Here is an 18,521-nt window from a genome sequence, read left to right as displayed (position 1 = left end):
CCAGGTTAAACAGCCGTCATCGCAATCAATCCAGCTGCCGGTGACGGCACACCACCTGCTCGGTCGCGCGGAAGTGGCGCGCCAGCTGTTCGGCGATGTACACCGAGCGGTGCTGGCCGCCGGTGCAGCCGATGGCGATGGTGAGGTAGCTGCGGTTGTCATCCTTGAACGAGGGCAGCCATTTCTCGATGAAGCCGCGAATGTCGTCCAGCATGCTGGACACTTCCGGATAGCTGGCGAGGAATTCGATCACCGGTTCGTCGCGCCCCGTCAGCGGGCGCAGCGTTGCGTCGTAGTGCGGATTGGGCAGCATGCGCACGTCGAACACCAGATCGGCGTCCAGCGGCAGGCCGTGCTTGAAGGCGAACGACTCGAACAGGATGGTCAGCGGTGATCGCTCCATGTCCACCAGGCCCTTGATCCAGCGGCGCAGCTTGTTGGAGCTCAATTGCGAGGTGTCGATCACATGGCCGAGCTCCTGCATGTCGCCCAGCATTTCCTTCTCGATTTCGATGCATTCGGACAGCGTCAGGCGGTCGGCGGGATTGCGGCCGGGCAGCAGGCGGTGCGACAGCGGATGGCTGCGGCGGGTCTCGGAGAAGCGGGTGATCAGCGCCTCGTTGGAGGCCGTCAGGAAGAACACCTTGACGTCATGGCCGGCGGCCTTGAGCTTGTCGATGTCGGTACGCAGGGTGGCCAGCGAATCGGCGCTGCGCGCATCGGTGGCCACGGCCAGCATGCTGGCGCCTTCCTTGATGCGGGTATCGACCAGATCGCACAACAGCGCCGGCGGCAGGTTGTCGACGCAGAAATAACCGGCATCCTCCAGCACGTGCAGTGCCACGGATTTGCCGGAGCCGGAAATGCCGGTGATCAGAACGATTCGCATCCCGTCATCATAACGCAAGCCATGTGTAAGCCGCGTGACAGGATTGCTGTTTCCCGGGGTGCGGGATTTTGACGCTTATTCGCCGTTCATGGCGCGCCGCTGGCGCTCGATGAATTCCTTGAGCGTATCGATGCCGCGCAGTTGCAGGATGGTGTTGCGCACCGCCGCTTCCAGCAGCACCGCGATGTTGCGGCCGGCCGCAACGGGGATGACCACCTTGCGGATCGGCAGGCCCAGCACTTCCTCGTACTGCGCATCCAGCGGCAGGCGCTCGTAGTTTTCTTCCAGCGTGCTGCGGCGGACCAGGTGCACGATCAGCTTCAGTCGCATCTTCCGGCGCACCGCGGTCTCGCCGAAGATGGCCTTGATGTCCAAGAGTCCCAAACCGCGCACTTCCAGCAGGTTCTGCAGCAGCGGCGGGCAGCGTCCCTCGATCATGTTGGGTGCGATGCGCGCGAACTCCACCGCGTCGTCGGCTACCAGGCCGTGGCTGCGCGAGATCAGTTCCAGGCCCAGTTCGCTCTTGCCCAGGCCGGACTCGCCGGTGATCAGCACGCCCACGCCCAGCACGTCCATGAACACGCCGTGCATGGTGATCTGCTGCGCCAGCTTCTTGGAGAGATACACGCGCAGGTAGTCGATCACCTGCGCCGCCGGCAGCGGGGTGGAGAACAGCGGGATGTTCTTCTCGTCGCACACAGCCAGGATGTCCGGCGGCGTCGACAGACCTTGCGCGATGATGAAGGCGGGCGGCTCGCCGGCCACCAGTTCGGCGGTCTGGTAGGCGCGCGACGTATTGGACAGGCGCTGGTAATACTCGATTTCCTGATGGCCGAAGACCTGGATGCGACCCGGGTGGATCAGGTTCAGGTGGCCCACCTGGTCGGCCGCGGAGACGGCGTCGCCCGAGATCAGGCGCTCGCCGCCGGGGAATCCGGCGAACCAGCCCAATTGCAGGGATTCACGGTTTTCTTCGTAAAGCTGCTGGATCGACAACGCGGAGTAATTGGGCATGTAGGTCCGGTTCTGCTGGCTAGGGTGGGCGATGCAAACGATATTGCCGGCCTCCCGCCCTTAACGGGGCCGGGAGAACGATTTCAGATGCAGGGTACAGAATTTGCCGGCTGGCGGGAAGCGGCCGGGGAAAACGCGCAATTGCGAGGAACTGCCGGCGCGTTCAGCCGGCTTTTTCCAGCGAAGGCTGCCAGGTCACGATGCGGGCATGGACGACCGCGGGATCCGGCTCGGCGGCCAGTTCGTTGCGGAAGGCGTCGTCGGAAAACATCTCGGCGATTTCGGAGAGGATTTCCAGGTGTTGCTGGGTCACGTGATCGGGAATGAGCAGGAACACCAGCAGCTTGACCGGCTGGCCGTCGGGCGACTCAAACGGAATCGGCGCCAACAGCCGCATGAACAGCGCCAGCGGCGCTTTCAATCCCTTGATGCGCCCGTGCGGTACGGCGACGCCATGGCCCAGTCCGGTGGAACCAAGGCGCTCTCGTGCAAACAGGTTTTCGGAAACAGTCGAGCGGGCGATCCCGCTATTGTTTTCGAATGTCAGGCCGGCTTGTTCGAAAGCTCTTTTTTTGCTGGAGACTTCCAGGTCCAGAACGACATTTTCTGGAGACAGGATTTTTGCAAGATTAGTCATGACGCTCGAAGAATTACAACAGGGTGAGACTTTGAGCAGAATTATAGGCCTGTTTGCGCCCCCCGCAACGCTTTGAAAGCCCGGAACAGGAGGTGAATTTGGCCGAAATGCGAGGATTTGGGATGGGCCGGGGCGCGGGCCGGGCCTGCGTAGGGAAGTTGTTGAAAATCAAGTTGCATGCATGCCTCATTTGTCGGCCCGCAGACGACGATCCGGTGGGCGGGGCGCCGGGCCTGAGGCCAACGCCGCCTCTTGATGTCGTCTTACATTTCGATGCGGCCGAAAATCAGCAACACGTCGCCGTTGTTCTTGTTCTTTGACAGCCGCGGCACGTAGGCGAACATGATCTTGCCTTTCTGGGTTCCGATCGAGGCCATCGGCAGCGCCACCGGGAAAGGCACGCTGTTGAAATAATCCTGGCGGCTCATCAGCATGGCGGTGCCGCCCAGGCCCAGTTCCAATCCGGTCTTGGCCACCGGGATCACGTATTCGTAGGCGTATCCGGCCATGTATTGCGGATGCCGGTGCGAATCCTTCAGCACGAAGGCGTAGAGCGACTCGTCGTTGCCGCTCTCGTTGCGCAGGGTCTTGCCGTAGCCCAGTCCCCAGGCGTGCTCATTGAGTTCGTTCAGCTTTTCCTTGGTGTACGTGCCGCGGCCGTGATGCGCCACGCCGGAGAGATAAATGGCGTCGTCGCCCTTGTCCCAGATGTTGGAGACGTGGTCTTTGGTTTGCTGCCACAGGCTGTACTGGTTGTCATCTGCATGCGCAGCCGGCGTTGCGGCGACCAGGCCGGCCGCGGCGAGCGCCAGGCAGCACGCAGTCAGGCGACGTACAGGCGGGACGGGAGAAGAAATGGAGCGCGGCGCACGGCGGCGCGAGAGGAGGCTTTTCATATTTGTTATCTACTACTGGCTAGCGTCTGTACCTCACCCGGAACGGCGTGAAGCAGGACATGGCGAAACAATGCGTGTTGTTGCTGGGGGATCTGAAGAGCGAGTCCGGAACATGTGTCCGTCGCCTGTGAAGACAGACCCGCATTTTCTCGGAAAGATTCCCGAAAGGCGCTGTTTGTCAGGCGGCAAGTTGTTACCAAATTGTCGTCGCGTCTTTACAGCACGGCGGGCGACGGCGAATCGTTTCGGACAAGTTCGGGCGGGGCTTCGACGGCGCTGCGAAGGCGCGTTCGCGGGAGACGCCATCGGCTCGCCGCAGACACTCATGTCGCGACGGCGATGATCCCGTAAGAATTGGTAACAATTTGCCGACGCTCTCCGCCCTTGCACGGCAAGCAGAGAGCGAGGAGGAAAGGCGCTTACTGACGCGCGTTGCGTAGTTGCGAAGGCGCCGTCCCGCTGGAGAAATTGCTGCGCCAGGGATTGATGTCCAGGCCGCCGCGGCGGGTGTAGCGCGCGTACACCGCCAGCTTCTGCGGTTTGCAGTGGCGCAGTACGTCGGTGAAGATGCGCTCCACGCATTGCTCGTGGAATTCGTTGTGCTCGCGAAAACCGATGATGTATTTCAGCAGTCGCTCCTGGTCGATCGGCGAGCCCACGTAGTGGATCTGCACGCTGCCCCAATCCGGCTGGCCGGTGACCGGGCAGTTCGACTTCAGCAGATGCGACACGAAGGTTTCTTCCACCGTCGCTTCGTCCTGATTGGCGCGCAGGATGCTGCCGTCGGGATGCGACGAAGATTCGATTTCCACATCCAGCCGGTCCAGCGGCAGGCCGGCCAGTTCGCCGAATTGCAGCTGGCCGAATTGGGCCGGTTCCGTCAGCGCCACCTGCACCGAAGCGCCGGCCGCGGCGGAGAGGTCCGCGCGCAGTTTCTCGACCAGTTGCGCGGAGCTTTCCAGGCGCTCCTGGTTGAACGAATTCAGGTACAGCTTGAATGACTTGGATTCGATGATGTTGGGCGAGTCGGCCGGCACCGTGAAGGTCGCGATGGCGATCTGCGGCTTGCCGCGCAGGTTCAGCCACGAGATCTCGTAGGCGGTCCAGAGGTCCACCCCGAAGAAGGGCAGGGTGCCGGTGATCTGCAACTCGGCGCGCTTGGGCGCGCGCGGGATGGGAAACAGCAGCGAGGCGTCGTAGCGATCGGGATATTCCGAGCTCTTGCCCAGCGGCGAGGTTTCCGGCGAGTGGCCGGCGGCGGATGCGGACGGGTTTGGCTTGTCCATGATGATTCTCCTGCGGTGTTGCGCTCTGTCTGAAACTGTCTGCGCCGCCGCATCGATGTACCGATACGGCGGCGCCGGTGATTAGCCGAGGAACAGCTTGTACAGCGGGTTCTTGGTTTCGTCCCAGTGGCGGTAGCCGAGCTGGGCCAGGAAGGTGCGGAAGTCCTTCATTTCCTTCTTCGGCACCTGCACGCCGATCAGGATGCGGCCGACGTCGCCGCCCTGGTTGCGGTAGTGGAACAGGCTGATGTTCCAGCTCGGGTTCATGCTCGAGAGGAACTTCATCAGCGCGCCTGGACGCTCGGGGAATTCAAAACGATAGAGCAGTTCATCGCCGGCCAGTTCACTCTTGCCGCCGACCAGGTGGCGGATGTGCACCTTGGCCAGTTCATCGTGCGTCAGGTCGAGCACGCCGAAGCCGGCCTTCTCGAAGTTGCGCGCGATCTTGCCGCCCTCGTCGGCATTGGCGATCTGGATGCCGACGAACACGTGCGCGGCCTTGGCGTCGCTGATGCGGTAGTTGAATTCGGTCACGTTGCGCGGGCCGACGGTTTCGCAGAAGCGGCGGAAGCTGCCGCGCTCTTCCGGAATCGTCACGGCGAACACGGCTTCGCGCGCCTCGCCGGCGTCGGCCATCTCGGCCACGAAGCGCAGGCGGTCGAAGTTCATGTTGGCGCCGCAGGCGATGGTCACCAGCGACTGGCCCTTGATCGGCTTCTTGCTGTTCTTGGCGCGCTCAACATACGCCTTGGCGCCGGCCACCGCCAGCGCGCCGGCCGGCTCGACGATGCTGCGGGTGTCCTGGAAGATGTCCTTGATGGCGGTGCAGACGGCGTCGGTGTCGACGATGATGATGTCGTCCACCAGCTCCTTGGCGATGCGGAAGGTTTCTTCGCCCACCAGTTTCACGGCGGTGCCGTCGGAGAACAGACCGACGTCCGGCAATGCCACGCGGCGACCGGCTTTCAGGCTACGCGCCATGGCGTCGGAGTCGGCGGTCTGCACACCGATGATCTTGATATCCGGACGCACCGCCTTGACGTAGGACGCCACGCCGGCGATCAGGCCGCCGCCGCCGATGGCCACGAAGATGGCGTGGATGGGTTCCGGATGCTGGCGCAGGATTTCCATGCCGACCGTGCCCTGGCCGGCGATCACGTACGGATCGTCGAACGGGTGGACGAAGGTCAGCTTGTGTTTTTTCTCCAGCGTCAGCGCGTGGTTGTAGGCGTCGGTGAACGAGTCTCCGAACAGCACGACTTCACCGCCGCGCGCCTTGACGGCTTCGATCTTTACCTGCGGCGTCGTGGTCGGCATCACCACCACCGCGCGGCAGCCCAGGCGGGCGGCCGACAGCGCCACGCCCTGGGCGTGATTGCCGGCCGAGGCGCAGATGACGCCGCGCTTCAGTTGCTGCGGCGTCAGGTGGGCCATCTTGTTGTAGGCGCCGCGCAGCTTGAAGCTGAACACGCTCTGCATGTCTTCGCGCTTGAAGTAAATTCGATTATCAATCCGTTGCGACAGCGTGTTGGCCAGCTCGAGCGGCGTTTCTTGGGCAACGTCGTAGACGCGTGCGGTCAGGATTTTTTTCAGATAATCGTTACTCATTTTGTCATCAAGAATGAAGTGCTGTTGGGCGTTGAGAGCGTTTAAGCGCGGTCATATCGCAAGCAGGTAAAAGGAAAAAACGGCTCGGTAAGCCGAGGGTGAATTCCCGCATGCGGTCGGCGGGGATGGCCTGCCGGCGCGAGGGGAACTGATCATTATAATGGAGCCGCGCCGCGCGCCGGTATTGCCGTTCGATAGTGTTCATGCGCGTGCGCCGATGACCCGGACGAGGTGGGCAAAGCGGATACGTGCGCAGGCTGGTCAGGATTTAATGCGGCGCGATGCGAAGCCGATCTCGGGAACGGAGTTGGCCGACTTGATATTTGCGGCGCCGGCCTCAGCTAGAATGCGAGCTTTGCGCACTGCAGCGGCGTGCCTGCCGGCAATATGCGTTGCTCGGCTTTTGGTCTTTGTTCGTGCTCCTTTTCGTTCAGTATTCGTCCGTCTTCCGGCGGCCCTTCAATCACCTTCCTGCCCGCATGATCGAATCCGCCGTTCTCTGGCTGCTTAATGTCCTCGCCGTTCCCACCGTTGGCCTGACTTCCGTCTTTCTCATCAGCTTCGTCTCCGCGACCCTACTGCCGCTGGGCTCGGAGCCGGCGGTGTTCGCCGTCATCAAGGCCAATCCCGACATGTTCTGGCCGGTGATCCTGGTCGCTACCCTCGGCAACACGCTGGGTGGCGTGGTGGACTACTGGATGGGCTACGGCGCCAAGCAGGCCTTTGCGAAGGAGCGCACCACGCGCTGGTTCCACTGGCTGGAGCGCTTCGGCGCCAAGACCATGCTGCTGGCCTGGCTGCCCGGTATTGGCGACCCCATCTGCACGCTCGCTGGCTGGCTGCGCCTGCCGTTCTGGCCGTCGGTGGTGTACATGGCCATCGGCAAATTCGTGCGCTATATCCTGATGACCTGGTTGTTGCTGAATGTGCCGGACGGATTCTGGCGCAGCGTGGCGGACTGGTTGTCCTGAGTTTTTCGCCGTCAATAAAAAACGGCGCCCGCGGGCGCCGTTTTCGTTCAGGGCACGGGATTCGTTCAGCCCAGGATCACATCCAGCAGCATCATCGTCACGAAGCCCGCCAGCAAGCCCAGCGTGGCCTGCGACTCATGGCCCTGGCGATGCGACTCGGGAATCACTTCGTGACTGATCACGAACAGCATCGCGCCGCCCGCGCCGGCCAGCGCCCAAGGCAGGGCGGTGGTGGAGACGCCGGTGGCCATCGCGCCCAGCACGCCGCCGATGGGCTCCACCAGGCCGGAGAGGATGCCGGCGGCCGCCGCCTTCCAGGGCGAGTAACCCAGCGTGCGCAGCGCCAGCGCCACCACCAGTCCTTCGGGAATGTCCTGGATGCCGATGCCCGTGGCCAGCGCCACCGCCTTGCCCATGTCCTCGCCGCCAAAACCCACGCCGATGGCCAGGCCTTCCGGGAAGTTATGGATGGTGACCGCCATCACGAACAGCCAGATGCGGCTGGCGCGGCCGGGGTTGGTCTGGTCGCTGGCCATGGCCAGGAAGTGCTGGTGCGGGATCACGTGGTTCAGCGCCAGTACGAACAGGCCGCCCAGCATGATGCCGGTGGCCGCCAGCAGCACCGATGCGTGCTTGGCGTAGCCGATCGCCTGTGCCGCGTCCATCGCCGGGATGATCAGGGAAAACACGCTGGCCGCCAGCATCACGCCGCCGCCGTAGCCCAGCATCACATCCTGCGCCTTGACCGAGATGCGTCGCGTGAAGATGACCCCCAGCGCGCCCAGCGCGGTCAGGCCGGCGGCCGCGCCCGAACCCAGCAGCGCGTTCCACACCTGGGGATTGGCGGTGAAATAGGCGTGCAGGCTTTCGTACGACTTGATCAGCAGGAATACCAGCGCCACCAGCAGCATGGCGATCTGGCGCGGCTTCAGGTTCAGCGTGAGGCTGTCGCCAATGTGGCTTTGGGGGATGCGTGGCTCGTCTGCCTGCGGCTCATCGGCCGAGACGAAGGGCGCTGCCGACGGATCGTCGCAAGCGCTTGATTTGGCGGTGATTTTTTTGCTCAACGGTGCCGATATCATGGCAGTCTCCCTGGCTGGCGGGTGGCTGGACGTCCCCGCTGTCTGTTTGAAGAGTGACAGGCGGGATGGACTGGACGTTCCTTTGGGCTATGCCTTGCATTCGGCGTAGTCGGCCAGGGTGATGGCTAGATTTTCCAAGAATTCGGTAATCAGATCTTGCAACATAACATCCTCCATGGCTTTTCGGGGCGACATCCATATTGCCTGGAGGGATTATAGATTTTTATTATTAATTAATTGAAATTGATTGTTTTTATAAATTCCATTGTTCCGGGCTATGGGATTTTTGCGGCATGAGAGTGAATTCCTTCGTTTTCATGCTTTCTCCACGGCATTTTTTGAGCGGGATTGTTGCGCCGCGAAAATGACACGCCGGGCAATTTCCGCCTGCCTTTGCGTTGATAAAGAAGAATCATTTTCATTGCGTCCGCAAAACGGGCCCGATCCCGTCGCGAGTTTTAGCAATAGGCTAAAATGCACGTCCGGCAGCAGATTTACCCTTTCTACATAGATGAACGCCCCCGCCCACATCCAAGCCTTGCTCACAGATGCGCCTCATGGCGCCACGCCCCCGCGCCTGCGCGAAATTCCGTACAACTACACCTCGTTCTCCGACCGTGAGATCGTGATCCGGTTGTTGGGCGAAGAGTCTTGGTCCTTGCTGGACGAGCTGCGCGGCAAGCGCCAGACCGGCCGTTCGGCGCGCATGCTGTATGAAGTGCTGGGCGACATCTGGGTCGTGCGCCGCAATCCTTATCTGCAGGATGACCTGCTGGATAACCCCAAACGTCGCGCTGCGCTGATCGAAGCGCTGAACCATCGCCTGAACGAAGTCGACAAGCGCCGCATCGATGTCGGCCAGGCCGATGCCGCCGATGGTGCCGGCGCTGAAGACGCTGCACGCCGCAGCGCCAATGTCGAAGCACTGATCAAGGCCGCCAAGAAAGCGATCGCCGACTTCGCTGAAGAATTCCGTCGCAGCTACGATCTGCGCAAGCGCGCCACCAAGGTACTGGGCCGTTACACCGCCAAGGACAACATCAAGTTCGACGGCCTGTCGCGCGTCTCGCACGTGACCGACGCCACCGACTGGCGCGTCGAGTATCCGTTCGTGGTGCTGACGCCGGACAGCGAAGACGAGATGGCCGGCCTGGTCAAGGCCTGCATCGAACTCGGCCTGACCATCATTCCGCGCGGCGGCGGCACCGGCTACACCGGCGGCGCGATTCCGCTGACGCCGATGTCGGCCGTCATCAACACTGAAAAACTGGAACAGTTGGGCGCGGTGCAGATGGAAGTGCTGCCCGGCCTGGACAAGCCCTACGCCACCATCTACTCGGGCGCCGGCGTGGTCACCAAGCGCGTCTCGGACGCCGCCGAAAAGGCCGGCTTCGTGTTCGCGGTTGACCCGACCTCTGCCGAGGCTTCGTGCATCGGCGGCAACGTCGCCATGAACGCCGGCGGCAAGAAGGCCGTCCTGTGGGGCACTGCGCTGGACAACCTTGCCAGCTGGCGCATGGTTGACCCGCAGGGCGACTGGCTGGAAGTGACCCGCCTGGATCACAACCTGGGCAAGATCCACGACGTCGAAGTCGCCCGCTTCAAGCTGGAGTGGTCGCACCCCGGCGAGCGCGGCCAGAAGACCGAAGTGTTCAAGACCGAGATCCTGGAAATCTCCGGCAAGAAATTCCGCAAGGAAGGCCTGGGCAAGGACGTGACCGACAAATTCCTGTCGGGCCTGCCGGGCGTGCAGAAGGAAGGCTGCGACGGCCTGATTACCTCGGCCCGCTGGATCCTGCACAAGATGCCCAAGCAGACCCGCACAGTTTGCCTGGAGTTCTTCGGCCAGGCGCGCGATGCGATCCCGTCGATCGTTGAAATCAAGGATTACCTGGACGCCGAAACCAAGCGCGGCGGCGCCATCCTGGCCGGCCTGGAGCATCTGGACGAACGCTACCTGCGCGCCGTCGGCTACGCCACCAAGTCCAAGCGCGGCGTATTGCCCAAGATGGTGCTGATCGGCGACATCGTCGGCGACGACGAAAACGCCGTGGCCACCGCCGCCTCGGAAGTGATCCGCCTGGCCAACAACCGCGTGGGCGAAGGCTTCGTCGCGGTGAGCCCGGAAGCACGCAAGAAATTCTGGTTGGATCGTTCGCGCACCGCCGCCATCGCCAAGCACACCAACGCCTTCAAGATCAATGAAGACGTGGTGATCCCGCTCAACCGCATGGGCGAATACACCGATGGCATCGAGCGCATCAACATCGAACTGTCGATCAAGAACAAGCTGCAATTGCTGGCCGAGCTGGAGTCCTTCTTCGTCAAGGGCAACCTGCCGCTGGGCAAGAGCGACGACGGCGAGGGCGAAGACATCCCCGCCGCCGAGATGCTGGAAGACCGCGTGCATCAGGCCGAGGCGCTGCTGGAACAGACCCACGCGCGCTGGTCCTACCTGTTGGCCAACCTGGACAAGCCGCTGACCGTCGCCAAGGGCGAGATGGCCGCGCTGGGACTGGACAAGCTGATGGTCGTGTTCGACCAGCGCCTGATCGAGCAGCCTGAAGCCCGCGTCTTCGACGTGGTGCAGGACCGTACCGTGCGCATCTCCTGGAAGCAGGAAGTGCGCGCCCAGCTGCGCCAGATCTTCTCGGGTGCGGCCTTCAAGCTGATCCTGGAAGAATGCCAGGCGATCCACAAGCGCGTGCTGCGCGGTCGCGTGTTCGTGGCGCTGCACATGCACGCCGGCGACGGCAACGTGCACACCAACCTGCCGGTCAACTCGGATCACTACGAGATGCTGCAGGACGCGCACGCCGCCGTGGCGCGCATCATGACGCTGGCCCGTTCGCTCAACGGCGTGATCTCGGGCGAACACGGCATCGGCATCACCAAGCTGGAATTCCTGACCGAAGACGAGATCGGCGAATTCCGCGAATACAAAAAGCGCGTCGACCCGGAAGGTCGCTTCAACAAGGGCAAGCTGCTCGACCTGCCGGGCATGGAGGCTGACCTGCGCAATGCCTACACGCCGTCCTTCGGCCTGATGGGCCACGAGTCGCTGATCATGCAACAGAGCGACATCGGCGCCATCGCCAGCAGCGTCAAGGACTGCCTGCGTTGCGGCAAGTGCAAGCCGGTCTGCTCGACCCACGTGCCGCGCGCCAACCTGCTGTACTCGCCGCGCAACAAGATTCTGGCGACCTCGCTGCTGGTCGAAGCCTTCCTGTACGAAGAGCAGACCCGCCGCGGCGTCTCCATCAAGCACTGGGAAGAGTTCGAAGACGTGGCCGACCACTGCACGGTGTGCCACAAGTGCGTTACCCCCTGCCCGGTGGACATCGACTTCGGCGACGTCTCGATGAACATGCGCAACCTGCTGCGCAAGATGGGCAAGAAGTCCTTCAACGCCGGCACCAGCGCGGCGATGTTCTTCCTGAATGCGCGCGATCCGGCGACCATCAACGCCACCCGCAAGGTCATGACCGATTGGGGCTTCAAGGCGCAGCGCCTGGGCAACGACATCCTGAAGAAGTTCGCCAAGAAGCAGACGGCGAAACCTGCTGCCACCGTCGGTCGTGCGCCGGTCAAGGAACAGGTGATCCACTTCATCAACAAGAAGATGCCGGGCAACCTGCCCAAGAAGACCGCGCGCGCGCTGCTGGACATCGAAGACGACAAGATCGTGCCGATCATCCGCAACCCCAAGACCACCACCTCCGAGACCGAGGCGGTGTTCTACTTCCCGGGCTGCGGTTCGGAGCGCCTGTTCTCGCAGGTCGGCCTGGCCACCCAGGCGATGCTGTGGAACGTCGGCGTGCAGACGGTGCTGCCGCCGGGTTACCTGTGCTGCGGTTATCCGCAGCGCGGCACCGGCAATTTCGACGCCGCCGAAAAGATCATCACCGACAACCGCGTGCTGTTCCACCGCATGGCCAATACGCTGAACTACCTCGACATCAAGACCGTGGTGGTGTCGTGCGGCACCTGCTACGACCAGTTGCAGGGCTATGAATTCGAAAAGATCTTCCCCGGCTGCCGCATCATCGACATCCACGAATATCTGCTGGAAAAGGGTGTCAAGCTGGAAGGCGTGACCGGTACCCGCTACATGTACCACGATCCCTGCCACACCCCGATGAAGCAGCAGGATCCGCTGAAGACGGTCAACTCGCTGATCACCACCGTGGATGCGATGAAGATCGAGAAGAGCGACCGTTGCTGCGGCGAGTCGGGTACCTTCGGCGTGTCGCGTCCGGACGTGTCGACCCAGGTTCGCTTCCGCAAGGAAGAAGAAATCCGCAAGGGCAGCGACAAAGTGCGCGCCGACGGTTTCACCGGCGACGTCAAGATCCTGACCTCCTGCCCGTCGTGCTTCCAGGGCCTGTCGCGCTACAACGAGGATGCCGGTACCACCGCCGACTACATCGTGGTGGAAATAGCCAAGCACCTGCTGGGCGAGAACTGGATGCCGGAATACGTCGAGCGCGCCAACAACGGCGGCATCGAACGCGTGCTCGTGTAAGCATGGGGCAGCCTATGAGCCAGCCTTGCGAACTGTGCGCCGGTGACGGCGGCGAAGCGGTCTGGCGCCACGCTGATTTTCGCGTGGTGCTGGTCGACGAACCCGACTACCCGGGCTTCTGCCGCGTGATCTGGAACGGCCACGTCAAGGAAATGACCGATCTGGCGCCGGCCCAGCGCACCCTGCTGTCCGACGCCGTGTGGGCCACGGAGGCCGCCGTGCGTGAAGTGATGGCGCCCGAGAAGGTCAACCTGGCCACGCTGGGCAACATGACGCCGCATGTGCACTGGCATGTGATCCCGCGCTATGTGGATGATCGCCATTTCCCCAGCCCGGTGTGGGCTGCGCCGCGGCGCGACGCCGATGCCGCAACGCTGCAAGCGCGTCGCGCCTTGTTGCCGCAGCTGCGCGAAGCGATTTGCCGCCAGCTTGGCGCGGCGGGTTTGCCCGGTTCGCCAGCGGCCTGATTTCTCTGCGCATTTCCAGGCGGATTCCCAATGGATCCGCCGCCACCGGCGGCCCGGCCATCCCGGCTGCCGTTCCTCTCAACTGGCTTGAAACGGTTCACGCATGAGCTCCTCATCCTCCCCGATCCCGGTCTCGTTCAAGGTGCGCAAGGTGTCGCGCGTGGTCGAAGTCGAATTCGACGACGGCGTCATGTTCGCGCTGCCCTTTGAACTGATGCGCGTGTATTCGCCTTCGGCCGAGGTGCGCGGCCACGGTCCGGGCCAGGAGGTGCTGCAGACCGGCAAGCGCGAGGTCGGCATCAACGGCATCGAGCCGGTTGGCAACTACGGCGTCAAGCCGCTGTTCTCGGACGGCCACAGCAGCGGCATTTTTACCTGGGACTTCCTCTATCAGCTTGGCCGCGACCAGGCCGCGATGTGGGAAACCTATCTGCAAAAGCTGGAGGCGGCCGGCTTCACCCGTGAGAGCGGGCGCGATCATGTGGCGGGCGAGGAGGGTGGCCATGGCTGTGGGCATCATCACTGAGCAACCCGCATTGCGCATCCGCGCCGCTGGCCCGGCTGATGCCGAAAGCGTCATCGAGCCGGTGAGCTTGCCGGGTTTTCGCCATGTCTTCAGCGACAACGAGGCCGCCGTCGCCGGCTATCGCAAATTCGGCTTCGAAGTCGAAGGCACCTTGCACGGGCATTCCTACCGCGACGGCCGCTGCATCGACTCGCTGAGCATGGCGCGCCTGCGCGGTCTGTAAGACCCGGGGCTCCCTTAGCACCTTATAATGTCGCATTCACCGTTACAGGCCGAACCATGACCAACACCACCCATTTCGGTTACGAAACCGTCAAAGAAGAAGACAAGGTCCGCAAGGTCGCGGAGGTGTTCCACTCCGTCGCCGCCAAATACGACGTCATGAACGATTTCATGTCGGCCGGCCTGCACCGCGTCTGGAAGGCGTTCACCATCGCCCAGGCCGGCATTCGTCCCGGCTTCAAGGTGCTGGACATCGCCGGCGGCACCGGCGACCTGTCCAAGGCCTTCGCCAAGCAGGCCGGCCCGACCGGCGAAGTCTGGCTGACCGACATCAACGAATCCATGCTGCGCGTGGGCCGCGACCGCCTGCTCAACAAGGGCATCGTCACCCCCACCACGCTGTGCGACGCCGAGAAGCTGCCGTTCCCCGACAACTACTTCGACCGCGTGTCGGTGGCCTTCGGCCTGCGCAACATGACCCACAAGGACGCTGCACTGGCCGAGATGCGCCGCGTCCTGAAGCCCGGCGGCAAGCTGCTGGTGCTGGAGTTCTCCAAGGTGTGGGAGCCGCTGAAAAAGCCTTACGACGTCTATTCCTTCTCGGTGCTGCCGTGGCTGGGCCAGAAGGTCGCCGGCGACGCCGACAGCTATCGTTACCTGGCCGAGTCGATCCGCATGCATCCGGACCAGGAAACCCTGAAGAAGATGATGGAAGACGTCGGCCTGGAACGCGTCGAGTACTACAACCTGACTGCCGGCGTGGCCGCGCTGCATACCGGCATCAAGATGTGAGCGCGCGCCATCCCGCATCATTAAGGATGGCTTAAGTCTGCCGCGCCACAATGCGCCATACCGGAGCAGCCGGGCTTGCATTCCCGTGTTGCGCCCCCAGCTCCGGCATCATCCACAAGAGGTAAGCGTATGAAAAAGTTCATGCTCGCACTGATGCTGGCGATCACCTCGCTGGCCATCGTCATCTCCCCGGCCGACGCCAAGCGTTTGGGCGGCGGCGGTTCCTTCGGCAAGCAATCGTCCAATTACTCGCGCCAGGCGACGCCGTCTTCGCCGTCGTACAACCAGGCCCCCAGCGCCACGCCGTATCGCCCGTCGACGCCGGCGGCGGCGCCGCAAAGCGTGCCCGCCAAGCCGGCCAGCCCGTGGCGCAACATCCTGGGCGGCGCACTGCTGGGCCTTGGCCTGGGCGCGCTGATGTCGCACTTCGGCATCGGCGGCGCGGCCGGCGGCATGCTGGGTTCGCTGCTGACCATCGTGCTGCTGGCGGGCGCGGCGTTCTTCCTGATTCGCCTGTTCTCCTCGCGCAACCGTTATGAGCAGAACAACAACCCAGCCTATGCCACGCCGATGCCGGGCCCCAGCCCGATCGGCAGCGCCGCGGCAAACGGTACGCCGGAGATCGGTTCTGGCCTGAAAGACATCAACCCGCCGCCGTTTTTCCCCGGCAATGCCCCGGCTGCGTTGCAGGGCAATGGTTTCGGCGGCAGCGCCCAGCCTGTCGCGGCGGCGGCTCCGGCGCAGATCGAGAAATGGGGCATCCCGGCCGACTTTGACACCGCCGGTTTCGTGCGCAATGCCAAGACCTATTTCATCCGCCTGCAGGCAGCGTGGGATCGCGCCGACGTCAATGACATCCGCGAATTCACCTCGCCCGAGATGTTCGCCGAGCTGCGCATGCAGCTGACCGAGCGCGGCGCCTCGCTCAACGCCACCGACGTGGTGCAGTTGGATGCCGAACTGTTGGGCATCGAGCAGCTGCCCTACGACTACATGGCCACCGTGCGCTTCCAGGGCCTGATCAAGGAAGCGCCGGACGCCTCGGCCGAACCCTTCGCCGAGATCTGGAATTTGTCCAAGCCGCAGAACGGCAGCGGCGGCTGGGTATTGGCGGGGATTCAGCAGGTCTGAGCCCCCGGGGCTGGATCAAGGAGACGGCAAAGGCCATCCTTGCCAAGCCGCCAAGCTGTTAAACTTGAAACCGCCCGGCCGACTCGGGCGGTTTTGTTTTTGCGCGACGGATTTGCCCGCGCATCGACATCACCACATCAAAGACATAACCATCAGACAACCCATGCCAGCGCTGCCATCCCCGTCCTTTCCCGATCCCATGAAACCTGCCGCCGCGGTGATCAACCACTTGCTGGCGCAGGAACCGTGGGCGCGCAAGGCGCTGGGCGCGCATGCCGGCAAGGTTGCCTGCATTGACGCTGGCGCCATGCAGATGCGCCTGAAGGTGGCCGTCGACGGTTATCTGCAGGACGTGCCGGCCGATGAGCCTGCCGCCGTCACCATCCGCGTCAAGCTGTCCGACCTGCCGCTGATCGCGGCCAACCGCGAGCGTGCGGTGTCCTACGTCAAGCTGGAAGGCGACGCCGATTTTGCCAACGCCATTTCGCAACTGAGCCAGAAGCTGCGCTGGGATGCCGAGGACGACCTGTCGCGCGTGTTCGGCGACATCGCCGCCACCCGCATGGTGGGCGGCGCGCGCAGCTTGTTTCAACACCTGCGCGACACCCATCGCAAGCTGACCGAAAACGTCGCCGAGTATTTTCTGGAAGAACAACCGATGCTGATCCGCCCCCGCATGCTGCAGGACTTTTCCACCGACGTCGTGCGCCTGCGCGACGATGCCGAGCGCCTGGCCAAGCGCATCGAGAAGCTGGAGCGCCGCTGATGTTCCTGCGTTCCCTGCGCCTGTTCAAGATCATCCGCGTAGCCGTGCGCTACGGCCTGGATGAAATCATCGCCTCCGAGTTCGCGCCGCCGCGCATTGCCCGCATCGTCAACGCCATCTTCTTCTGGCGCGACCTGAGCGCCCCGCGCGGTGAACGCCTGCGCCGCGCGCTGGAGGACCTCGGCCCCATCTTCGTCAAGTTCGGCCAGGTGCTGTCGACCCGCCGCGACCTGATGCCGCCGGACATCGCCAACGAACTGACCCGCCTGCAGGATCGCGTGCCGCCCTTCGATTCCGAGCTGGCCGTGCAGCAGATCGAGAAATCGCTGGGCGCCCATCCGGACCAGCTGTTCGCCACTTTCGAGCGCAAGCCGGTGGCCTCGGCCTCGATCGCCCAGGTGCACTTCGCCACGCTGAAGGACGGCAAGGAAGTCGCCGTCAAGGTGCTGCGTCCCGGCATGCGCGACGTGATCGACCATGACATCGGCCTGATGCACGTAGCCGCCGATTGGCTGGAGCGCCTGTGGGAAGACGGCCGCCGCCTGAAAGCCAAGGAAGTGGTGGCCGAGTTCGACAAATACCTGCACGACGAGCTCGACCTGATGCGCGAGGCCGCCAACGCCAGCCAGCTGCGCCGCAACTTCGCCGAGTCGACGCTGCTGATGGTGCCGGAGATGTACTGGGACTATTGTTCGTCCTCGGTGATCGTGATGGAGCGCATGCACGGCATCCCGATCTCGCAGACCGAGCGCCTGCGCGAGGCCGGCGTCGATCTTTCCAAGCTGTCGCGCGACGGCGTCGAGATCTTCTTCACCCAGGTGTTTCGCGACGGCTTCTTCCACGCCGACATGCACCCGGGGAACATCCTCGTGTCGCTGGCACCGGAGACCTTCGGCCGCTACATCGCGCTGGACTTCGGCATCGTCGGCACCCTGAACGACTTCGACAAGGACTACCTGTCGCAGAACTTCCTGGCCTTCTTCCGCCGCGACTACAAGCGCGTGGCCGAGGCCCACATCGAATCCGGCTGGGCGCCCAAGGACACCCGGGTCGACGAGCTGGAAGCCGCGGTGCGCGCCTGCTGCGAACCGATCTTCGATCGCCCGTTGAAAGACATCTCCTTCGGCCAGGTGCTGCTGCGCCTGTTCCAGACTTCGCGCCGCTTCAACGTCGAGGTGCAGCCGCAGCTGGTGCTGCTGCAAAAGACGCTGTTGAACGTGGAAGGCCTGGGCCGCCAGCTCGATCCCGATCTCGATTTGTGGAAGACTGCCAAGCCCTATCTGGAACGCTGGATGAGCGAGCAGATCGGCTGGCGCGGTTTCGTCGAGCAGCTGAAGGTTGAGGTGCCGCGCTACAGCCGCCTGCTGCCGCAGATTCCGCGCCTGGCGCACCAGGCGCTGACCAGGTACACCGAAGGCGAAGGCCAGCCGCAGAACACCGAGCTGATGAAGAAACTGCTGGCCGAGCAGCGCCGCACCAACATGCTGCTGGGTGTGATCGTCTACTTCGGCGGCGGCCTGATCGGCGGCATCATCGTGGTCCAGCTGCTGATGCACGTGCTGCGTTTCTACTGACGCTGACACACCCTCCTTGAACGACGCCGGCGCATGCCGGCGTTTCACATCGGGGAGCGTGACGCAGAAGGCTGCATGCGCCAGAGAACAGAGCGCACAGAGAGAACCAACAGAACGAAAGAGGGAAGAGACAGT

General features: G+C 63.2%; 17 protein-coding genes. 9 read left to right on the top strand and 8 right to left on the bottom strand.

Translation table 11 applies throughout. The annotated features are described in order from the left end of the window. Positions 1-25: 25 nt before the first annotated feature. From rapZ to J8I26_RS17770, 7 genes are all read right to left on the bottom strand, one after another. On the bottom strand, positions 26-889 hold the full coding sequence (gene rapZ / locus J8I26_RS17800; RefSeq protein WP_209608447.1) for an RNase adapter RapZ: 864 nt from the start codon (positions 887-889) through the stop codon (positions 26-28). Between the two features lie 75 nt (positions 890-964). Then, on the bottom strand, positions 965-1,903 hold the full coding sequence (gene hprK, locus J8I26_RS17795; RefSeq protein ID WP_209608446.1) for an HPr(Ser) kinase/phosphatase: 939 nt from the start codon (positions 1,901-1,903) through the stop codon (positions 965-967). A 163-nt stretch (positions 1,904-2,066) separates the two neighbouring features. Beyond that, positions 2,067-2,540 carry a PTS sugar transporter subunit IIA gene (locus tag J8I26_RS17790; RefSeq protein ID WP_209608445.1) on the bottom strand — a complete coding sequence of 158 codons (474 nt, stop codon included), beginning with the start codon at positions 2,538-2,540 and terminating at the stop codon, positions 2,067-2,069. 263 nt (positions 2,541-2,803) lie between these two features. Beyond that, positions 2,804-3,436: a hypothetical protein gene (locus J8I26_RS17785; RefSeq protein ID WP_209608444.1), complete on the bottom strand. Its 633-nt coding sequence runs from the start codon at positions 3,434-3,436 to the stop codon at positions 2,804-2,806. 419 nt (positions 3,437-3,855) lie between these two features. After that, entirely contained in the window at positions 3,856-4,722 is an 867-nt protein-coding gene (gene queF / locus J8I26_RS17780; RefSeq protein ID WP_209608443.1) for an NADPH-dependent 7-cyano-7-deazaguanine reductase QueF, read from the bottom strand. Positions 4,723-4,803: 81 nt separating this feature from the next. After that, positions 4,804-6,330, bottom strand: a complete 1,527-nt coding sequence (gene ilvA, locus J8I26_RS17775; RefSeq protein ID WP_209608442.1) for a threonine ammonia-lyase, biosynthetic — start codon at positions 6,328-6,330, stop codon at positions 4,804-4,806. 7 nt (positions 6,331-6,337) lie between these two features. Beyond that, positions 6,338-6,535, bottom strand: a complete 198-nt coding sequence (locus J8I26_RS17770) for a hypothetical protein (RefSeq protein ID WP_209608441.1) — start codon at positions 6,533-6,535, stop codon at positions 6,338-6,340. 274 nt (positions 6,536-6,809) lie between these two features. On the opposite strand from J8I26_RS17770, the gene J8I26_RS17765 reads away from it, so the two are divergent. Further along, entirely contained in the window at positions 6,810-7,301 is a 492-nt protein-coding gene (locus tag J8I26_RS17765; RefSeq protein WP_209608440.1) for a YqaA family protein, read from the top strand. A 65-nt stretch (positions 7,302-7,366) separates the two neighbouring features. On the opposite strand, the gene J8I26_RS17760 is transcribed toward J8I26_RS17765, so the two are convergent. Then, on the bottom strand, positions 7,367-8,383 hold the full coding sequence (locus tag J8I26_RS17760) for a ZIP family metal transporter (RefSeq protein WP_209608439.1): 1,017 nt from the start codon (positions 8,381-8,383) through the stop codon (positions 7,367-7,369). A gap of 511 nt (positions 8,384-8,894) precedes the next feature. On the opposite strand from J8I26_RS17760, the gene J8I26_RS17755 reads away from it, so the two are divergent. From J8I26_RS17755 to ubiB, 8 genes are all read left to right on the top strand, one after another. After that, a complete protein-coding gene (locus tag J8I26_RS17755) occupies positions 8,895-12,908 on the top strand; it encodes an FAD/FMN-binding oxidoreductase (protein WP_209608438.1) in 4,014 nt (1,337 codons plus the stop codon). A 14-nt stretch (positions 12,909-12,922) separates the two neighbouring features. Continuing rightward, entirely contained in the window at positions 12,923-13,375 is a 453-nt protein-coding gene (locus J8I26_RS17750; RefSeq protein WP_209608437.1) for an HIT family protein, read from the top strand. Between the two features lie 103 nt (positions 13,376-13,478). Beyond that, complete coding sequence (locus J8I26_RS17745) at positions 13,479-13,901, top strand: DUF971 domain-containing protein (protein ID WP_209608436.1); 423 nt, start codon at positions 13,479-13,481, stop codon at positions 13,899-13,901. Further along, on the top strand, positions 13,879-14,124 hold the full coding sequence (locus J8I26_RS17740) for a hypothetical protein (protein WP_209608435.1): 246 nt from the start codon (positions 13,879-13,881) through the stop codon (positions 14,122-14,124). The genes J8I26_RS17745 and J8I26_RS17740 overlap by 23 nt, the downstream gene beginning before the upstream one ends. A gap of 56 nt (positions 14,125-14,180) precedes the next feature. Further along, entirely contained in the window at positions 14,181-14,915 is a 735-nt protein-coding gene (gene ubiE / locus J8I26_RS17735) for a bifunctional demethylmenaquinone methyltransferase/2-methoxy-6-polyprenyl-1,4-benzoquinol methylase UbiE (protein ID WP_209608434.1), read from the top strand. A gap of 129 nt (positions 14,916-15,044) precedes the next feature. Continuing rightward, entirely contained in the window at positions 15,045-16,046 is a 1,002-nt protein-coding gene (locus tag J8I26_RS17730) for a TIM44-like domain-containing protein (RefSeq protein WP_209608433.1), read from the top strand. A gap of 163 nt (positions 16,047-16,209) precedes the next feature. Beyond that, complete coding sequence (locus tag J8I26_RS17725; RefSeq protein WP_209608432.1) at positions 16,210-16,812, top strand: SCP2 sterol-binding domain-containing protein; 603 nt, start codon at positions 16,210-16,212, stop codon at positions 16,810-16,812. Beyond that, entirely contained in the window at positions 16,812-18,386 is a 1,575-nt protein-coding gene (gene ubiB / locus J8I26_RS17720) for a ubiquinone biosynthesis regulatory protein kinase UbiB (protein WP_209608431.1), read from the top strand. The genes J8I26_RS17725 and ubiB overlap by 1 nt, the downstream gene beginning before the upstream one ends. Positions 18,387-18,521: the final 135 nt, after the last annotated feature.

Origin of the sequence: Herbaspirillum sp. LeCh32-8, assembly GCF_017814915.1 — a bacterium.
Lineage (GTDB): Bacteria > Pseudomonadota > Gammaproteobacteria > Burkholderiales > Burkholderiaceae_D > Herbaspirillum.
The sequence above is the reverse complement of the archived record's forward strand: the minus strand, read 5'-3'. Positions and strand labels throughout refer to the sequence as shown.

Coding starts and splice junctions, on each gene's coding strand:
- hprK (WP_209608446.1), bottom strand. CDS start 1,903: ATGCCCAATTACTCCGCGTTGTCGATCCAGCAGCTTTACGAAGAAAAC.
- J8I26_RS17750 (WP_209608437.1), top strand. CDS start 12,923: ATGAGCCAGCCTTGCGAACTGTGCGCCGGTGACGGCGGCGAAGCGGTC.
- J8I26_RS17745 (WP_209608436.1), top strand. CDS start 13,479: ATGAGCTCCTCATCCTCCCCGATCCCGGTCTCGTTCAAGGTGCGCAAG.
- J8I26_RS17755 (WP_209608438.1), top strand. CDS start 8,895: ATGAACGCCCCCGCCCACATCCAAGCCTTGCTCACAGATGCGCCTCAT.
- ubiE (WP_209608434.1), top strand. CDS start 14,181: ATGACCAACACCACCCATTTCGGTTACGAAACCGTCAAAGAAGAAGAC.
- J8I26_RS17730 (WP_209608433.1), top strand. CDS start 15,045: ATGAAAAAGTTCATGCTCGCACTGATGCTGGCGATCACCTCGCTGGCC.
- queF (WP_209608443.1), bottom strand. CDS start 4,722: ATGGACAAGCCAAACCCGTCCGCATCCGCCGCCGGCCACTCGCCGGAA.
- J8I26_RS17740 (WP_209608435.1), top strand. CDS start 13,879: ATGGCTGTGGGCATCATCACTGAGCAACCCGCATTGCGCATCCGCGCC.
- J8I26_RS17790 (WP_209608445.1), bottom strand. CDS start 2,540: ATGACTAATCTTGCAAAAATCCTGTCTCCAGAAAATGTCGTTCTGGAC.
- J8I26_RS17725 (WP_209608432.1), top strand. CDS start 16,210: ATGCCAGCGCTGCCATCCCCGTCCTTTCCCGATCCCATGAAACCTGCC.
- J8I26_RS17760 (WP_209608439.1), bottom strand. CDS start 8,383: ATGATATCGGCACCGTTGAGCAAAAAAATCACCGCCAAATCAAGCGCT.
- ilvA (WP_209608442.1), bottom strand. CDS start 6,330: ATGAGTAACGATTATCTGAAAAAAATCCTGACCGCACGCGTCTACGAC.
- J8I26_RS17785 (WP_209608444.1), bottom strand. CDS start 3,436: ATGAAAAGCCTCCTCTCGCGCCGCCGTGCGCCGCGCTCCATTTCTTCT.
- ubiB (WP_209608431.1), top strand. CDS start 16,812: ATGTTCCTGCGTTCCCTGCGCCTGTTCAAGATCATCCGCGTAGCCGTG.
- rapZ (WP_209608447.1), bottom strand. CDS start 889: ATGCGAATCGTTCTGATCACCGGCATTTCCGGCTCCGGCAAATCCGTG.
- J8I26_RS17765 (WP_209608440.1), top strand. CDS start 6,810: ATGATCGAATCCGCCGTTCTCTGGCTGCTTAATGTCCTCGCCGTTCCC.
- J8I26_RS17770 (WP_209608441.1), bottom strand. CDS start 6,535: ATGAACACTATCGAACGGCAATACCGGCGCGCGGCGCGGCTCCATTAT.